This is a genomic window from Streptomyces sp. NPDC047982, assembly GCF_043204165.1.
GTDB lineage: Bacteria > Actinomycetota > Actinomycetes > Streptomycetales > Streptomycetaceae > Streptomyces.
Genome location: NZ_JBIDBS010000005.1, coordinates 121,941 through 137,547, shown reverse-complemented (window position 1 = coordinate 137,547; position 15,607 = coordinate 121,941). Strand labels below are relative to the sequence as shown.

The following is a 15,607-nucleotide window of genomic DNA, read 5'->3' as shown; positions in this document are numbered from 1 at the left end:
CACGCGCGTGTCGCGTTCCCGACGAGAATCGATGATCATCATCGGTGCGGGGCTCGGCGGCCTGTCCACCGGCTGCTATGCCCGGATGAACGGCTACCGCACCCACATCCTGGAGATGCACGAGCTGCCGGGCGGCTGCTGCACCGCCTGGGACCGCGGCGACTTCACGCTGGACCCGTGCGTCAGCTGGCTCCTCGGCAGCGGGCCCGGCAACGAGATGCACCAGATCTGGCTGGAACTGGGCGCGTTGCAGGGCAAGGAGGTACGGCATTTCGACGTCTTCAACGTGGTACGCGGCCGGTGCGGCCGGGCCGTGTACTTCTACTCGGACCCCGACCGCCTCCAGGCCCACCTGACGGAGCTCTCACCCGCGGACGCGCCCCTGATCCGCAGCTTTTGCAAGCAGTTGCGCACGTTTTGCAAATGCCTGGCCGTCTACCCCTTCCTCAAACCGGTCGGGCTGATGTCGACGCCGGAACGCTGGCGCATGCTGGCCGGTTTCATTCCCTACTTCAACGCCGTGCGCCAATCCATCGGCGTTCTCATGAGCGACTTCTCGGCCAGATTCGAGGACCCCCTGCTGCGCGAGGCGTTCAACTTCATCCTGTACGAGAAGCACCCGGCCTTCCCGGTGCTGCCGTTCCACTTCCAGCTCGCCTCGCACGCCAACCTCTCCGCTGGCGTCCCCGAGGGCGGATCGCTCGGCCTCGCCGAGTCCATCGAGCGCCGATACCGCGCGCTCGGCGGCGAAGTCACCTACAACACCAAGGTCGCAGAGGTGCTGGTCGAGGACGACCGGGCGGTTGGGGTGAGGCTGAGCGACGGCGAGGAGTTGCGCGCCGACATCGTCGTCTCGGCCTGCGACGGCCGCACCACGATGATGGACCTGCTCGGCGGGCGCTATCTCGACGACGCGTACCGCCGGCTCTACACCCGCACCATCCTCGAACCCGGCATGGTCTTTCCCGGATACTTCATCCTCTTCCTCGGCCTGCGCCGTGACTTCCCCGACGCCGACCCGTGCACGACCTACCTGCTCGACGACGAGGTCGCGGCCGAGCTCACCGGGATGCGTCACCCGAGCATCAACGTCCAGTTCCGCAGCAGGCACTATCCGGAACTCTCCCCGCAAGGAACGAGCGTCGCCTACGTCACCTACTTCTGCGACATCGCACCGTGGCGGGCGCTGGACGAAGGACCGGAGCAGGTGACCCGCAGCCGCGGCGGCCAGCGGCTCCACACCCTGCCGGTGCGCCATGGCCGCGGCTACTACGCCGCCAAACGCCGGGCCCGCGAGGCGCTGATCACGTTCCTGGAACGGCACCATCCCGGGATCAGGGACGCGATCGCCGTCCGCGACGTGTCGAGCCCGCTCACGCAGGTCCGTTACACCGGCAACTACGACGGCACGGTGCTCGGCTGGCAGCCGTTCGTGGAGAGCGGGGAGACGCTGGAGAGGCTCGTCAAGAAGCACGGCCCCGGCCTTCCGGGACTGCGCAACTTCTACCAGTCCGGTGTCTGGGCGACGACGGGCGGCCTGATCCGGGCGGCGGCGGCGGGCCGGCACGTCATGCAGTTCATCTGCCGGGACGACGGACGGCCGTTCACCGCCTCCGTCGACGAGAGCGGGCCGCCACCGACCCATCGCGTCATCCCGGTGGGACCCCGGCCGGACACCCCGTCCGGCACGGCGGACCGTTCATCCCTCGTCGAGAGAAAGGGAATGCGATGAGGACCAGGAAGTGGGTCGTGCAGGAGCACATCGAGGGCGTGCCCGACGTCGACCGGGTGTACGGGATGGTCGAGGAGGATCTCGACACCGACCTCGCCCCCGACGAGATGCTCCTGAGGACGCGGTACGTGTCGGTGGACCCCTACCTCCAGGGCATCGCGCTGGACACCCCGATCGGCGCGCACATGGGGGCCGACTCGATCATGGAAGTGCTGGAGGCGGGCCCGCTGGCGGCCCACCGCCCCGGTGACCTGGTGCAGGGGTTCGGCGGCTGGCGCACCCATCTCGTCAGCGACGGCAGAGCGACGCCGTGGCAGACCGGGACGTTCCCGATGGTCTTCCCCGCCTTCCGGCGCCTGGATCGCAACTGGTACGACGACGCGCTCCCGCTGACCACCGCGCTGAGCGTCATGGGCGGCCCCGGCATGACGGCCTGGGGCACCCTGACCAAGTTCATGTCCATCCGCCCGGGGGACACCGTCGTGATCAGCGGCGCCTCCGGCTCGGTGGGATCACTGGTCGGGCAGCTCGCCAAGCTCGCGGGCGCCCGCGTGGTGGGCACGACGTCGACGGCGGAGAAGGCGGGTTACCTGGACGAGCTGGGGTTCGACGCGGTCGTCGTCTACCGCCACGGCGACAGCTGGGAGGCGGTCCGGGAGGCACTCGGCTGGGTGGCGCCCGACGGGATCGACAAGTACTTCGACAACCTCGGAGGCACGGTCACGGACGCCGTGTTCTCCATGCTCAACGTGGACAGCCAGGTGGCCGTGTGCTGGCAGTGGGCCACCCAGGTCGGCCGGGAGGCGACCGGCCCGCGGCTGCTGCCGTACATCATGTTCCCGCGCACCTGCGTGCGCGGCATCTTCTCGCTGGAGTGGTTCACGGAGGAGAACTGGCGCGCGCTTCATCACGAGCTCGGCGGCAGGGTCCGGCGGGGCGAGGTCCGCTTCGGCCACACCGTCCACCACGGCTTCGAGAACATTCCGGACGCCTACCGGAGCCTCTACGAGGACACGGGAGCCCACCGGGGCAAGGTGCTGGTGGAACTCTGACCTCCGGTCATCCGCGCCTGGGGCCGCGCGTCCGCCCCCGCGCCCTGCCCCGGGGCCGTGTGCTGCGCCCCCGCCGGGCGTTCGTGACCCGCACCCTGCACCCCGCGCCCGGGCAGGCCGCCCGCCGGGCCCGGGCAGGCGGGACGCGAACCCGCTGGAGCTCCCGCCCCGCGGCCCCGGGCCCCCACCCCTCCGTCGTCCGCCCGTGACCGTGATCCACCGAATCCGCACCCGTGGAGGAACCATGCCCCGTCCCGACGACCACGACGCGATCAACGGTCCGTCGACGCTCCCGCTGCACCGTCTGGAATTCGACCCGCCGGGCCCGCCCCGGCCCGTCGTACTGCCCGACGGAGCCCGGGCGTGGCAGGTGACCCGCTACGACGACGTGCGCAAGGTCCTCACCGACCCCCGTTTCGGACGCGCACGGCTCCGCATAACGGACGCCGCACCCCTGGCGGGGCAAGCGGGTCTCGTCGCCAGCACGGACCTGTTGTTCAACCAGGACGGCGAGGACCACCTGCGCCTGCGCCGCACCCTGCGCGGAGCGTTCACCCCGAGGGCCGTCGCCCGCTGGCAGCCCTGGATCGCCTCGATCGTGGAACAGCGGCTGGACGCTCTCGCGGACGGCGGGCCTCCGGCGGATCTGGTCGCCGGGTTCACCCTGCCCCTCCCGGTCGAGGTGATCAGCCGGCTCATGGGTCTCGGTGCCGCCGCGAGGGAACGGCTGAGCCACTGGAGCCGCTACGCGTTCTCCGACGGCTCCCACTCCGAGGAGGACACGGAACCGGTGCTGGCGGAGTTCGCCGGGTTCGGGGCGGCGCTCCTGGCGGAGCGCCGCAAGGATCCCGGCGACGACCTGACCAGCATGCTCGTCCGAGCGGCGGACGACGAGGGCGGCATCCCCGAGGGCCAACTGGTGGACCTCGTGTGCGGACTGGTGGTGGGAGGACACGACAGCACCATGACGATGCTCAGCAACTGCCTGCTCTACCTGCTCGGTGAACGTGCGGAGTGCTGGCCCCGCATCGGCGCGGACGAGGAGGCCGCGGGCGCGGTCGCCGAGCGGCTGCTGCACCTCGTTCCGCTCGGCGACGACCGGGGTACCGCACGGCACGCCGCCGCGGACACCGAGGTCGGCGGCGTCGTCATCCCGCGGAGAGCGGTGGTGCTGGCCGACTGCGGCGCGGCCAATCGCGACCCCGACGTGTTCCCGCCCCGGCAACTGGACGATCTGTTCAGCCCGCTGGAAGCGCCCACCCTGGCGTTCGGCGCCGGCCCGCACTACTGCCTCGGCGCCTGGCTGGCCCGGCTCGAACTCCGGGTGTCCCTGCACCGGCTCGCCGCCCGTTTCCCCGGCCTCCGGCTCGCGTGTCCGGCCGACGAGGTCGAGTGGCGGCGTGGCAGCACCTCCCGCAGCCCTCAGCGCATCGCCGTCACCTGGTAGCCGGGCGTCGGTCCGCGACGCCGTCGCGGACCGGAGGGCGCGGGTTGCGAGCCGGACGGATGCGGCCCGCGGCAGCACTCCTCCGGAGCCGGATGCCAAAACGGTGCCTTCGGCGCCGCGTCGACCGCGCCGGCCGGTGAGGCGTGTCCGCTCGGCGCGCTCGTACGCGCTCAGTCCAGGTGCACGGGCAGCGTCTCGACGCCGTACACGATCGAGAGCTTGCGGAAGGACAGGTCCTGCGGTGCCACGGCGAGCCGCATCCGGGGAAACCGCCGGGTCAGGGCCGGGTAGGCGGTGCGCAGCTCCATACGGGCCAGTTCGGCGCCGACGCACCGGTGGAATCCGTGGCCGAAGGCGAGATGCGCGGTGGGACTGCGGTGCGGGTCGAAACGTCCGTCGTCCCTCACGTACGACGCGTCGCGGTTGGCGCCGCTCAGCGAACAGAGCACCATGTCGCCCTCGGGTATGACCACCCCGGCTATCTCGATGTCCCTGCGGGCGAACCGGGGAAACGCGATCTGCACCGCGGAGGTGTACCGCAGAACTTCCTCGACGAACGGCGAGGCCGCCTCGTCGTCCGTCCGTATCCGCTCGAACACGTCCTCGTTCCGCAGCAGTACGAGGGAACCCAGGGCGATCGTGCTGGCGGTCGTCTCGAATCCACCGGTGAGCACACCGTCGGCGAGGCCGGCGAGTTCCTCGTCGTCGATGTCGTCACCGTGCTCCTTCACGATCATGCCGAGCAGCCCGTCACCCGGGTTGCGACGCTGCTTCCTGACCACTTCTCTGAAGTACGTGAGGGACTCCGACATGGCGCCGAAGGGCGCGGTCGTGCCGGCGAAGAGGTCGAACCGGTCCATGGCCAGCTGCTGGAAGTCGTGCCGGTCCTGGTAGGGCACCCCGAGCAGCTCGCAGATGGTGAGGGAGGGGATCGGCAGCGCGAATTCCTTGACCAGGTCGACCGGGCCGCGCCGGGCCTGCATCGCGTCGAGACGCTCAGCGGTGATGGCGTCGATCCGGGGCGCGAGCCGGCGCAGCCGCCGCATCGTGAACTCGGGTGTCAGGATGCGGCGCAGCCGCGTGTGCACCGGAGGATCGCTGAAGCCGAGCCCGCCCGGGCTCTGTTCCGCGGCCACTCCGGCATTCGTTGCCAGGTGGGCGAAATCGGTGCTGAAACCGTCGGGCGAACCGAGTACGGCTTTCGACTCCTCGTAGCCGCTGACCACCCAGGCGTCCATCCCGAACGGCAACGCGACCTTGTGCACGGGTGAGTTCGCCCGGAGAGCGGCCAGCCTGTCCACCGGGTCCAGACCGTCCCTGCGCAACAGCGCCAGCAGATCGTCGGGCAGCAGACGGATCGTGGAGGAGCCGATGCCGTACTTCTGGATCCTGGACAGGTAGGTGCGCCCAAGCCGGGCGGTGATACGAGAACGGAACTTCGTCCTCAACGTGTTCTCCATGGGTCGTTGCGCGGTCCGCACCACCGGGGCGCGGAGCTGAGAGAAGGTGTGCAGCGGGCTCGGAAACGGACGTGGGCAGGCGCTGCGACGCCTCGTGCCGGGAGACGGTGTGACCATCACCCGGACACGAGCCGGAAGAGCGCTGATGGCACACGGTAGCGTGCGTGGGCATGACCATTGTTCGACAGTGTTCGATGTCGGTCGGGCCCACCGGCCGGGGCAGCGACGCGATGTGTGGGAGCTAAAGTCTGGCCCGCCCCTGAGTGGTGACGGCACGTCAAGCCGGGTGACGGTGTCGGCAACGTCAGGAATCGAATGTTCCGACCGGCGCGGAGAACCGCCCTCGCCGGGGTGCCGGGGTGCCGGGCGGCAAGTGCGGTGATCGAGACCGAGCGACCGCCGCGGGGCCCTTCGGCTCTCCGATGCCGACGCCTTCGTTCGAATTCCACGCGGACCCGGGAGCGGCCCCGGTTCGGTGGGGGGCCTGTTCCCGTCGCAAGGCGCTGGAACGGCTCACCGTCGTCGAACGTCAGTGGGCCGAGCGGGGCCACTGACCGTGTGCCGTCCTGTTCGGGCCGAGCGGCGAGCTCATCGGCCGGAGCAGCCTGCACTACCGAAGACGAGTTCCACGAGGTCGGGCCGGGCTGGGAGTCCCGGGCGGAACACTGGAGAAACGGGTGCGCCATCGAGGCGGCGCGAGGATGCCTCGACGGGCGGTTCGCCACACCGCCCCGGCAACGCCCCGTCCCCCGCACCGACAGGGCACGTCGACCACCACGCCGTCACCGTCTACGCGGTGGATGGTCCGGGAGGCCCCGCGTCCTCGTGACGGCGCCGACTCCGGCAACGTCCCGGCCGCGCGCCGGGCCGACCGGACCGGCCGGGACGACGAGGACGGCTGCGTCACCGCTCGGTGCGCGCCGGGCCGCCTCGCCCCGGAAGCCTCCAGCGGCCTGCCTCGGAGGCCCGGACCAACACGTCCACCGTGCCGGACTTCCGGTGGCGCCTGCGCGTCCCGTCGCGGGCGGTCTCCATGAGGGATTCGCGCCGACGGCGCCCGACGGGCTTCGGAGAGCGTCAGTCCCAGAGGGTGTGGTATGCGACCCGGTCCGTGTGCGCCGGGACGCCGTCGGTGTAGACGAGCCGCAGTCGGGTGAACCGCTGGAGTCCGGGATGCTTCTTCCAGTTCGCCGGGCGGTCGAGCCGCACCTGGACGGGGTACGTGTGGAACGTGCCCGCGGCGCAGTAGGGTCGGCAGTCGTTCACCGCGTCGAGTCCGGTGCCCTCGGCGGAAGCCTGCCCCCATTGGGTCCAACGCAGCGAGACGAGGCGGTTGTTGCCGTCCCCGCAGGCGAGCAGGAAGTCGCCGGGACGGATGCGCGCGTGCGAGAAGCAGTCGACGGCCACCGCGCGGGCCGAGGGGGACTGGGAGGAGGAGCGCGCGGGCGTCGCGGCGGGGGCGGTCGTCGGCGCCGCCGTCACGGCGAGTGCCGAGGCCGCGCACAACATGACCGTGCTCCTGAGTCCGTGTCCGGGCATGCCGTCTCCCAACTGCTTCTCGGGCACCGCGGACGCGGGCGACCCTCGTAAGCCGCTTGCGCGGGGCCCGCGCCGTATGCCGTGCGGGCGCACCGCGTCCTGGTACGGGCGTACTGGATGCGGCCACCGCCACAACGGTGTGGCGATCCCCGTCCACCGTTTCGGCCGGTCCTTCGCGGACGTCCCGGCGACCGTCTCCTCAGTCGACAGTACGACCGGGCCCGTGCCCGCACCACCCGTGCATGCCGCGCCCCTGCGGCCGGGCCACGCCGAACGGCGCCATGGACGCGGACCCCCGGGCTTTCCACGGCGCACCGCCCCGGCGGCACGCCGCCTGCGCGGCCACCACCCGTCAGGGGCTCCGCTCAGGCGAGGGCGCCGCCGAACGCCCGGCCCCGGGCCCGTCCAGCAGCGCGGGGGCGGTCGCGGCCCGGTCGTCGGCCGCCCGGCCGACCACTTCGGGAGCGCGACCGCGACCGCACGGGCGCGCGGAACGCCCGGATCCGTACCGGAGGCGGGGTCCCGGGCCTCGACGTGCCACCCGTACGGCACCCCTTGAAGGGCCGAAACGCGGTCGGGTTAGCATATGAGCGCCGCCTAGCTCGAAAGATAAATCTGTGACTGTCAACGACGACTCGTTCACTAACTGGAAGAACCGTGAGGAAATCGCGGAGTCGATGATCCCGATCATCGGGAAGCTGCAGCGGGAGCGGGACGTCACCGTCCTGGTCCACAGCCGCTCCCTGGTGAACAAGTCGGTGGTCAGCATCCTCAAGACCCACCGATTCGCCCGCCAGATCGCGGGCGAGGAACTCTCGGTCACCGAGACGCTGCCGTTCCTGCAGGCACTCACGACCCTCGATCTCGGTCCTTCCCAGATCGACATCGGCATGCTCGCCGCGACGTACAGGGCCGACGACCGCGGCCTCTCCGTCGCGGAGTTCACCGCCGAGGCCGTCGCCGGTGCCACGGGCGAGAACAAGATCGACCGCCGTGAGCCGCGCGATGTCGTCCTCTACGGCTTCGGCCGCATCGGTCGCCTCGTCGCCCGGCTGCTCATCGAGAAGACCGGCTCCGGCAACGGCCTGCGGCTGCGCGCCATCGTCGTCCGCAGCGGCGGCGGCCGGGCCGTCGAGGATCTCATCAAGCGCGCCTCGCTGCTGCGCCGTGACTCCATCCACGGCCAGTTCCACGGCACCATCACCGTCGACGAGGCGAAGAGCACGATCGTCGCCAACGGCAACGCGATCAAGGTGATCTACGCCAACGACCCGTCGGAGATCGACTACACGGCGTACGGTATCGACGACGCCATCCTCATCGACAACACCGGCAAGTGGCGTGACCGCGAGGGCCTGTCGCAGCACCTGCGGCCCGGCATCGCCAAGGTCGTCCTGACCGCTCCCGGAAAGGGCGATGTCCCCAACATCGTCCACGGCGTCAACCACGACACCATCAAGCAGGACGAGCAGATCCTGTCCTGCGCGTCCTGCACCACCAACGCGATCGTCCCGCCGCTCAAGGCGATGGAGGACGAGTACGGCGTGCTGCGCGGCCACGTGGAGACCGTCCACTCGTTCACCAACGACCAGAACCTGTTGGACAACTACCACAAGGCGGACCGTCGCGGCCGTTCGGCACCGCTCAACATGGTCATCACGGAGACCGGCGCCGCCTCGGCGGTCGCCAAGGCGCTCCCCGACCTGAAGGCGCCGATCACCGGCAGTTCGATCCGGGTCCCGGTCCCGGACGTCTCGATCGCGATCCTCAGCCTGCGACTCGGCCGCGAGGCCACCCGGGAAGAGGTCCTCGACTACCTCCGCAACGTGTCGCTGACCTCGCCGCTCAAGCGCCAGATCGACTTCATCACGGCGCCCGACGCGGTCTCCAGCGACTTCATCGGCTCGCGCCACGCCTCGATCGTCGACGCCGGCGCGACCAAGGTCGACGGCGACAACGCGATCCTCTACCTGTGGTACGACAACGAGTTCGGCTACTCCTGCCAGGTCATCCGGGTCGTCCAGCACGTCTCCGGGGTGGAGTACCCGACCTACCCGGCGCCGGCGGCCTGATACCCGGACCGCCCTGCCCTGCCCCGCCCCGTCCCTCCCGGCGTGCCGGCCGACGAGGGCGGGGAGCGGCCCGGGAGCCCGGGGAGACGCCGGAAGGCGCGAAGCCCCGTTCCGGACCTCCCACGAGCCCCCGCCTGTCATCGATGGGCGGGGGCTCCGTCATGACGACGCGTGCCGGGGCGCCGACGCCGGGGGAGACCCGACGGTACGGCCCGCCGGCGCTTCGGCCCGTACCGTGCCGCCGCGCGGAACCCCGACGACGTTTCGACTGTCATCGAACACGGAACAACCCGGTGATTCGAGGACGTTGCCCCGCCGTCGTGAAGGAGCGCACCCATGCCGATCCCGCTCGGTCTCGGCCTCCCGCAGATGAAGCAGTACGACATCGGCCGCGACGTCGCCACCGTCGCACGTGCCGCGGAGGAGGCCGGTTTCGAGAGTCTCTGGGTCTTCGAACGGATCCTGTTCCCCGAGCCCGCGACACAGGGGCTCTACGGCGTACCGGGACTGCCGTGGCCCGACCAGTACCGCGCGGTCGCCGACCCGCTCATCACGCTCGCCCTGGCCGCAGCGGTCACGGAACGGCCCCGGCTCGGCACCAGCGTCCTGGTCGCGCCCCTGCACGTGCCGTTCCAACTGGCCCGCTCACTCGCCTCGTTGGACGTCGCGAGTGGCGGGCGCGTGATCGCGGGCCTCGGCACGGGATGGTCACTGGACGAGTACGCGGCGGCGTCGGTCGCCCCCTTCGACAGGCGCGGCGCGGTTCTGGACGAACTGCTCGACGTGTGCGCGGCCGTCTGGGGCCCGGACCCCGTGGCGTACGAGGGCGAACTGACCACCATCGCCCCGTCCGTGGTCGGCCCCAAGCCGGTGAACCCCATCCCGGTGTACCTGCCCGCGAACAGCCCGCGAGCCACCCGCCGTCTCGTGGACCGGGCGGACGGCTGGATGCCCGTGGCGGCGGGCCCCGCCCAGTTGGCCGAGCAGTGGCGGCGGGTACAGGACATGGCCGCCGAACGCGGCAGGGAACGCCCGGTCGACATCCGCGTCCGTGTCAACGCGCGCCACACCCCCGAACCGGTCGGGAGCGAAGGACGGCAGCCGTTCCACGGCAGCGTGGCACAGATCGTCGAGGACCTCGTGGCACACGCCGGACCGCACGTGACGGCGTTCGTCCTGGAGCTCCAGAGCACGCCGCGCGACGCCGCGGAACTCGTCGACGTGGCGGCCGAGGTGTACGAGGCGGCGCGAGCGGCGGGCATCTGACGCCGACGCCCGTGCCCGAGACCGGGTGGTGGGCAGGCGGACGGACCGGGGCACCCGCCGAAGAGATGCCGGGGGAGCGCGCCGCCCCGGCACCCCCTCGCCCCGCCCGGCCGCGTTCACCGAGGGCCTCCAGGACCGCCCCGGAGCGACGTTCGGCAACGTCAAGGCGGACGTCCTCGCCCACTACGTGCCCGGATTCGAACGCGGAGACTTCGTCGACGTCGTCCTGAACTCCGACTGGCCGGAATGACCGTCGGGCCACGGCCAAGGCCCCGACACCGCCGACACGCCCCTCGTCCCACCGGGTGGCAACGCGCCACCCGTGGGCTCCGTTCGCCGGCCCGCGCGGAAGGACCGGCCCCGCGCACGGGGACACCCACGGCCGACCATCTCGTCCCGGCGGCCCACCACGTGCGGGTGAACTCGCCCGTGATCCACGATCACCTGAACAGGACGGCCATCACCATGGCCGAGGATCTGCACAGGCTTGCGCAAGGTCCGGAAGACGAACTCCGGCCCGAGGCGTCAGCCGCGGTCGTACGAGGCCGCGTGAACAGACCACCACCCCCTGCCCCGAGACGGGCGCGCGGCATCCGCGCACCCATGGACGCCCGCTGCGGGCCCGGCAGCCGGCCCCACAGCGAGCCCCCGAGCAAACAGCCGAGTCGATGTCGCAGCCCTCCGCTCTGCAGCGGAGGGCAGGAGGATCATGCCCATCACCGAAGAACGCGTCCCCCTGCACCGTCTGACGTTCGCCCGGCCCGGTCCGCCCCGGCGCACCACCCTGCCTGACGGCCGTCCCGCCTGGGCGTTCACCCGTTACGCCGACGTCCATCAGGTCATCAACGACAACAGGTTCAGGCGGACGCTGCTCCGCACTCCGCAGGACGCCACCTCCGCCCTCGTGGATTCACCCGATGCCGTGGGCAAGCTGGACGACGCTCAACATCTGCGCGTGCGGCGCACCGTCCAGCGCGCGTTCGGACCCCGTGCGGTCGCGCGCATGACGCCGTGGGTCGCCGACGTGGTCGACGAGCTGGTCGACGCGCTCGCCGACCACGGCCCCCCGGCGGACCTGGTCGCCCACTACACCCGCCCGTTGCCCATCGCGGTCATGAACAGGCTGACGGGCGTGCACGACGTCAGCGACGCGCGCCTGCTCCGCTGGACCGAACACGCCTTCGCCACCGACGCGAAGGACCCTGCGGAAGTCGCGGACGTCACAAGGGAGTTCACCGACTTCACCAGGGGCCTGCTGGCCGACCGGCGGCGCACTCCCGGCCCGGACCTGATCAGCTCCCTCGTCCAGGCGGCCGACGGGGAGGGCGGCATCCCCGAACCGCAGCTCGTCAACCTGGTCAGCACCCTCGTGGTGGGCGGCTACGACACCGCGATGACCATGCTGGGGAACTCCCTCTTCTACCTGCTCCACGAACGCCCCGAGGTCTGGGCCCGACTCGGCGCGTCCGACGAGGACGCGGCCGGTCGGCTGACCGAGCGCCTGCTGCACCTCATCCCGCTCGGCGATCCCGCCGCCCACACCAACCCCCTCCAGGCCATGGAGGACGTCGAGGTCGGCGGTGTCACCGTCCGGACCGGTGAGATCGCCACCGCCGACCGCGGCGCGGCCGGCCGGGATCCGGAAGCGTTCTCGGACGACCCCTTCGGCGACATGTTCGCACCACTGGATCAACCGACCCTCGCCTTCGGCGGAGGACGGCACTACTGCCTGGGTACCTGGCTCGCCCGCGCAGAACTGCGCCTGGGACTGCACGGACTGGCCGTCCGCTTCCCGCACCTGCGCCTCACCGCCCCCGCGGACACGGTCGCATGGCGCCACGGCACCATCACGCGGAGCCCGCTGCATCTTCCGGCCGACTGGTGACCGGGTGAGGCGGCTGAACCGTCGGAGGCCGTCGCGGACGGTCCTGCCGTCGTCCGGGGCGGCAGGACCCGCGGATGCTCGGGGAAGCCCGATTCCCGGGGGCCGACCGCGCCGGCCGGCCCCCGGCGCCGGGCGGCCGACGCCCTCGCCTGCCGCACAGCGGCGAACCCGGAGCGCGCCCTGACCGCCGTCCCACAGGCCCTGACGGTGGCCGACGGCCCGGAATACGGCTTCGTCCTCCACGGCATCTGCACCGACCGCGGCACGACACCCTCCCGCCGCCGCCCACCCTCCGCTGCACACCTGGTCGCCCTCGGCACCACCGGACTGGCTGCCCCCGGCGCGCCCGGTGCCACGCTGCACCAAAGGCATCCCTACAGTGCCCGGATCCGGTCCGGGCCGCCGAGGAGACCCGTACGGTGCCGGCCGGGAGCACGAACGGCGAGAGGCGCGCCAGTGGTCAGCGCCAGGGCAGGTTCCGCCACGGGCTGCCTTCGCTCTCCGTCAGCAGACGGTGCGCCGTGACATTGCTCCGGTAGTAGTCGCCGTAGTCCTCGCCGTCGAACCGCAGCACACGGCCCAGCGCGTATCCCGCCGAGAAATCCTCCCAGGAGCGGTAGGCCGATCTGCTCAACGCACCGGCGTGCACAACGGCCTGCTCCGCCTCGTGCGGGGCGCAGAAGCGGGCGGACAGCCCCCACCTGGCCAGGTTCACGGCACGCCCGTAGTCGTAGGCGACCGTCGTGGTGACCCTGCCGTCCGGCGGCAGCAGCCCATCGGCGCGGAACCGGGCCTCGTACCTGACGATGCGCCTCACCAACTCCTCGATGTCCCTGACCGTGCTGTGGCCCAGCCCGATGTCCTGGGCGTGCCCGGCGGCCGTTTCGCGCCACAGCTCCGCGGAGGGCTGCTCGCCGAGCCCGGCCCCGAGCTGCTCACGCACCCGGAGTACGAAATCGGGCTCGGGCGGACTGTTGCGTGCTTCCAACAGGATGTCCAACTGCTTTCGCCAGCCGGTGGGTTCGGTGATGCCCCATGAGTCGCGGAGCAGCTCCCGCTCGCACGAGTACTCGTGGTAGGCGGTACCCACCTCGTTCCACGGCACGCCGTTGCCGACTGCCAGGTGCGCCCCGCACGCCAGCCCGTAGGCCAGTGGACCGTGCAACGCCCCGTGCCGCAACGCGATCAGCCGGTCGTTCCTGGGGCGGTCGTTCTCCGCGTGGTAGCGCACCCACATCGCGCGGTGCGGGGGCGTGGCCGGAAAGATCAACTGGGCGGGAGTGCCGGGATTCACGGACAGCAGCTGGTACGGGTCGCGCCAGTCGAACTCCGCCATCCACTTGAGAGAGACGGCGTGGAACACCCACTCCGGATGCCAGAGCGGCAGCATCCCCCGGGTGAGCACCGGTCGGCAGCTTCGTCCGCCCTGGTCCCGGTACGAGCGCCATGTGACCATGTCGGGGGCCGCGTCCACCTCGGCCTTCGGGGCGGCGATGTACAACTGCTCGCCGGCCAGCACACGTAGTTGGGCCTCTGTGTCACCGCGTGCCCCCGCTTCGTACAGCAGGTGCTCCGTTATCGACGGCGGTGCCCAGGCGGCGCCACGGGCCGGGTCGCTGGGGTGAAGGGGCAGTGGAATCATGACCAGGCGATGTTCCGGTAGGGGCTGTTGGGGTCCTGCGTCAGGGTGTGGTGTTGCGCGAGCGATTGCTCGTATGTCACTCCGGACGAGTCGTCCGCGTCGAAATGCATGACGCGGGCGAGCGAATAACCGAGGGAGAAATGCGCCCAGGCGCCGTATGCCTGCCTGGCCAGGGCGCCGATCCGCAGCACGGCCTGTTCGGCTTCGCGCGGATCGCAGAGGCGGGCGCCCAGCGCCAGCCGTACGACGTTGACCGCCCTCCCGTAGTCGAAGGCGGCCAGGGTGTCGACCCGTTCGCCGGGGCCGAGGACGCCATCCGCGCGGAACCTGTCCTCGTACGTGACGGCCAGCCGCAGTGCCTCACGGGCCTCGGCCGCCTCGGACGGTGTGGACTGGCGGCGCGTCAGCGCATCGGTGAGCGCTGCGGACCACTCCGGGACCGCGGGGGTGCGGCCCAGCCGCCCGGCGAGGGCGCGACGGATCCGGAGCACCGACTCGTAGGTACGGCCGACGAGCCGGGTGGCCAGCAGTGCTTCGAGAGTCTCCCGGTAGGCGGCGCGGTCCAGTACGCCCCAGGGATGACGGAGCCGGGCGCGATCCGCCGCGTACCCCTCGTAGGCGGCGCCCAGGTCGTTCCAGACGAGGCTGTTGTGCACGGCGAGATGGGCTCCGAGAGCCAGGCCGTGTGCGACCGGTCCGTACAGCGGACCGGCCCGATGGGTCAACAGCAGGCCGGCCCGGGGCCCGCCCGACCGCTCGTGGGCCTTCAGCCACACCCGGCGACGTCCCGGACCGGCCTCGAGAGTGACGGCGTACGGAGTGCCCGGATTGATTCCCAGCCACCGCACTCCGTCCGGCCAGCGGCGCGCGAGCTCGTCGAGACCGGTCGCCTCGAACACCCAGTCGGGGTGCCAGGGCGGCAACGCGCCGGATGTCAGCACCGTGACACACATCCGGCCGGACGCGGGATCCGGCTGTGCGGTGAGCGGTGGATCGAAGCCGGGCGTGTCCGCGTGCAGCCGGGCGACGAGCACGAAGAGCCTGGTCCGGGCCAGAGCGTCCAGCAGCGCGTCCCGGTTGCCGGCCATCGCCGCCTCGTGGAGCAGCCGCTCCGTCTCGGTCGGCGGCGCCCAGCCCGCCCACGGTGCCCCTGTCTCTGTCGTCACGGTCGGATCCTATGGAACGCCTCCGGTGGCCGGGGAGGTGACCTGGGAAACGTGCCCCTGTAAAGCCCCTGAGATGCCTTGACAGCCCCCGTTTCGACTGCCGATCAGACCGCGGACGAGGACATGTGTGATGTCGGCACCCGGTGCGGTGCGGTGCGGCGGTGCGATGGTGCTGCACCACGACACGCGACGCGGCGCACCGCGACCGCGATGGCCCCCACCCGGTGCGCTCGGCGCGGCGCACTGCGCGATGGCGAGGCACTCCGGCTGCACGCCGGCCGGTGCGGGTGCGCATCGAAGGCGTGGCCCATCGCGGCGGCGGGCACCGGCGTGACGGCCGACGGCC

Annotated in this window: 10 protein-coding genes and 1 pseudogene; 7 read left to right on the top strand and 4 right to left on the bottom strand. The window is 71.4% G+C overall.

What is annotated here, in order from left to right:
• Positions 1–31 precede the first annotated feature (31 nt).
• From ACGF2V_RS08015 to ACGF2V_RS08005, 3 genes are all read left to right on the top strand, one after another.
• Positions 32–1,732 carry a phytoene desaturase family protein gene (locus tag ACGF2V_RS08015; protein WP_392911335.1) on the top strand — a complete coding sequence of 567 codons (1,701 nt, stop codon included), beginning with the start codon at positions 32–34 and terminating at the stop codon, positions 1,730–1,732.
• Entirely contained in the window at positions 1,729–2,784 is a 1,056-nt protein-coding gene (locus ACGF2V_RS08010) for an NADP-dependent oxidoreductase (protein ID WP_362704630.1), read from the top strand. Before ACGF2V_RS08015 ends, ACGF2V_RS08010 begins: the two co-directional genes overlap by 4 nt.
• 244 nt (positions 2,785–3,028) lie before the next feature.
• Entirely contained in the window at positions 3,029–4,231 is a 1,203-nt protein-coding gene (locus ACGF2V_RS08005) for a cytochrome P450 (RefSeq protein ID WP_362704628.1), read from the top strand.
• A gap of 170 nt (positions 4,232–4,401) precedes the next feature.
• Here ACGF2V_RS08005 and ACGF2V_RS08000 read toward each other — a convergent pair whose 3' ends face one another.
• Both ACGF2V_RS08000 and ACGF2V_RS07995 read right to left on the bottom strand, forming a co-directional pair.
• Positions 4,402–5,691, bottom strand: coding sequence for a cytochrome P450 (locus ACGF2V_RS08000; protein WP_389047185.1), 1,290 nt, complete (start codon positions 5,689–5,691; stop codon positions 4,402–4,404).
• A gap of 1,077 nt (positions 5,692–6,768) precedes the next feature.
• Positions 6,769–7,200 (bottom strand): hypothetical protein, encoded by a 432-nt coding sequence (locus ACGF2V_RS07995; protein ID WP_362704625.1) that lies wholly within the window; start codon positions 7,198–7,200, stop codon positions 6,769–6,771.
• A 647-nt stretch (positions 7,201–7,847) separates the two neighbouring features.
• Here ACGF2V_RS07995 and ACGF2V_RS07990 point away from each other — a divergent pair.
• The 4 genes and pseudogenes from ACGF2V_RS07990 (at position 7,848) to ACGF2V_RS07975 (ending at position 12,453) form a co-directional block, all read left to right on the top strand.
• Entirely contained in the window at positions 7,848–9,302 is a 1,455-nt protein-coding gene (locus tag ACGF2V_RS07990) for a glyceraldehyde-3-phosphate dehydrogenase (RefSeq protein ID WP_362623162.1), read from the top strand.
• 336 nt (positions 9,303–9,638) lie between these two features.
• A complete protein-coding gene (locus ACGF2V_RS07985) occupies positions 9,639–10,568 on the top strand; it encodes an LLM class F420-dependent oxidoreductase (protein WP_362704622.1) in 930 nt (309 codons plus the stop codon).
• Positions 10,569–10,668: 100 nt separating this feature from the next.
• A pseudogene (locus ACGF2V_RS07980) lies at positions 10,669–10,818 on the top strand (diguanylate cyclase); the annotation flags it as partial.
• A gap of 459 nt (positions 10,819–11,277) precedes the next feature.
• Positions 11,278–12,453 (top strand): cytochrome P450, encoded by a 1,176-nt coding sequence (locus ACGF2V_RS07975; protein WP_362704620.1) that lies wholly within the window; start codon positions 11,278–11,280, stop codon positions 12,451–12,453.
• Between the two features lie 460 nt (positions 12,454–12,913).
• On the opposite strand, the gene ACGF2V_RS07970 is transcribed toward ACGF2V_RS07975, so the two are convergent.
• Positions 12,914–14,095 carry a DUF1266 domain-containing protein gene (locus ACGF2V_RS07970; RefSeq protein WP_362704617.1) on the bottom strand — a complete coding sequence of 394 codons (1,182 nt, stop codon included), beginning with the start codon at positions 14,093–14,095 and terminating at the stop codon, positions 12,914–12,916.
• A complete protein-coding gene (locus tag ACGF2V_RS07965; RefSeq protein WP_392911186.1) occupies positions 14,092–15,261 on the bottom strand; it encodes a DUF1266 domain-containing protein in 1,170 nt (389 codons plus the stop codon). The genes ACGF2V_RS07970 and ACGF2V_RS07965 overlap by 4 nt, the downstream gene beginning before the upstream one ends.
• Between the last annotated feature and the right edge of the window lie 346 nt (positions 15,262–15,607).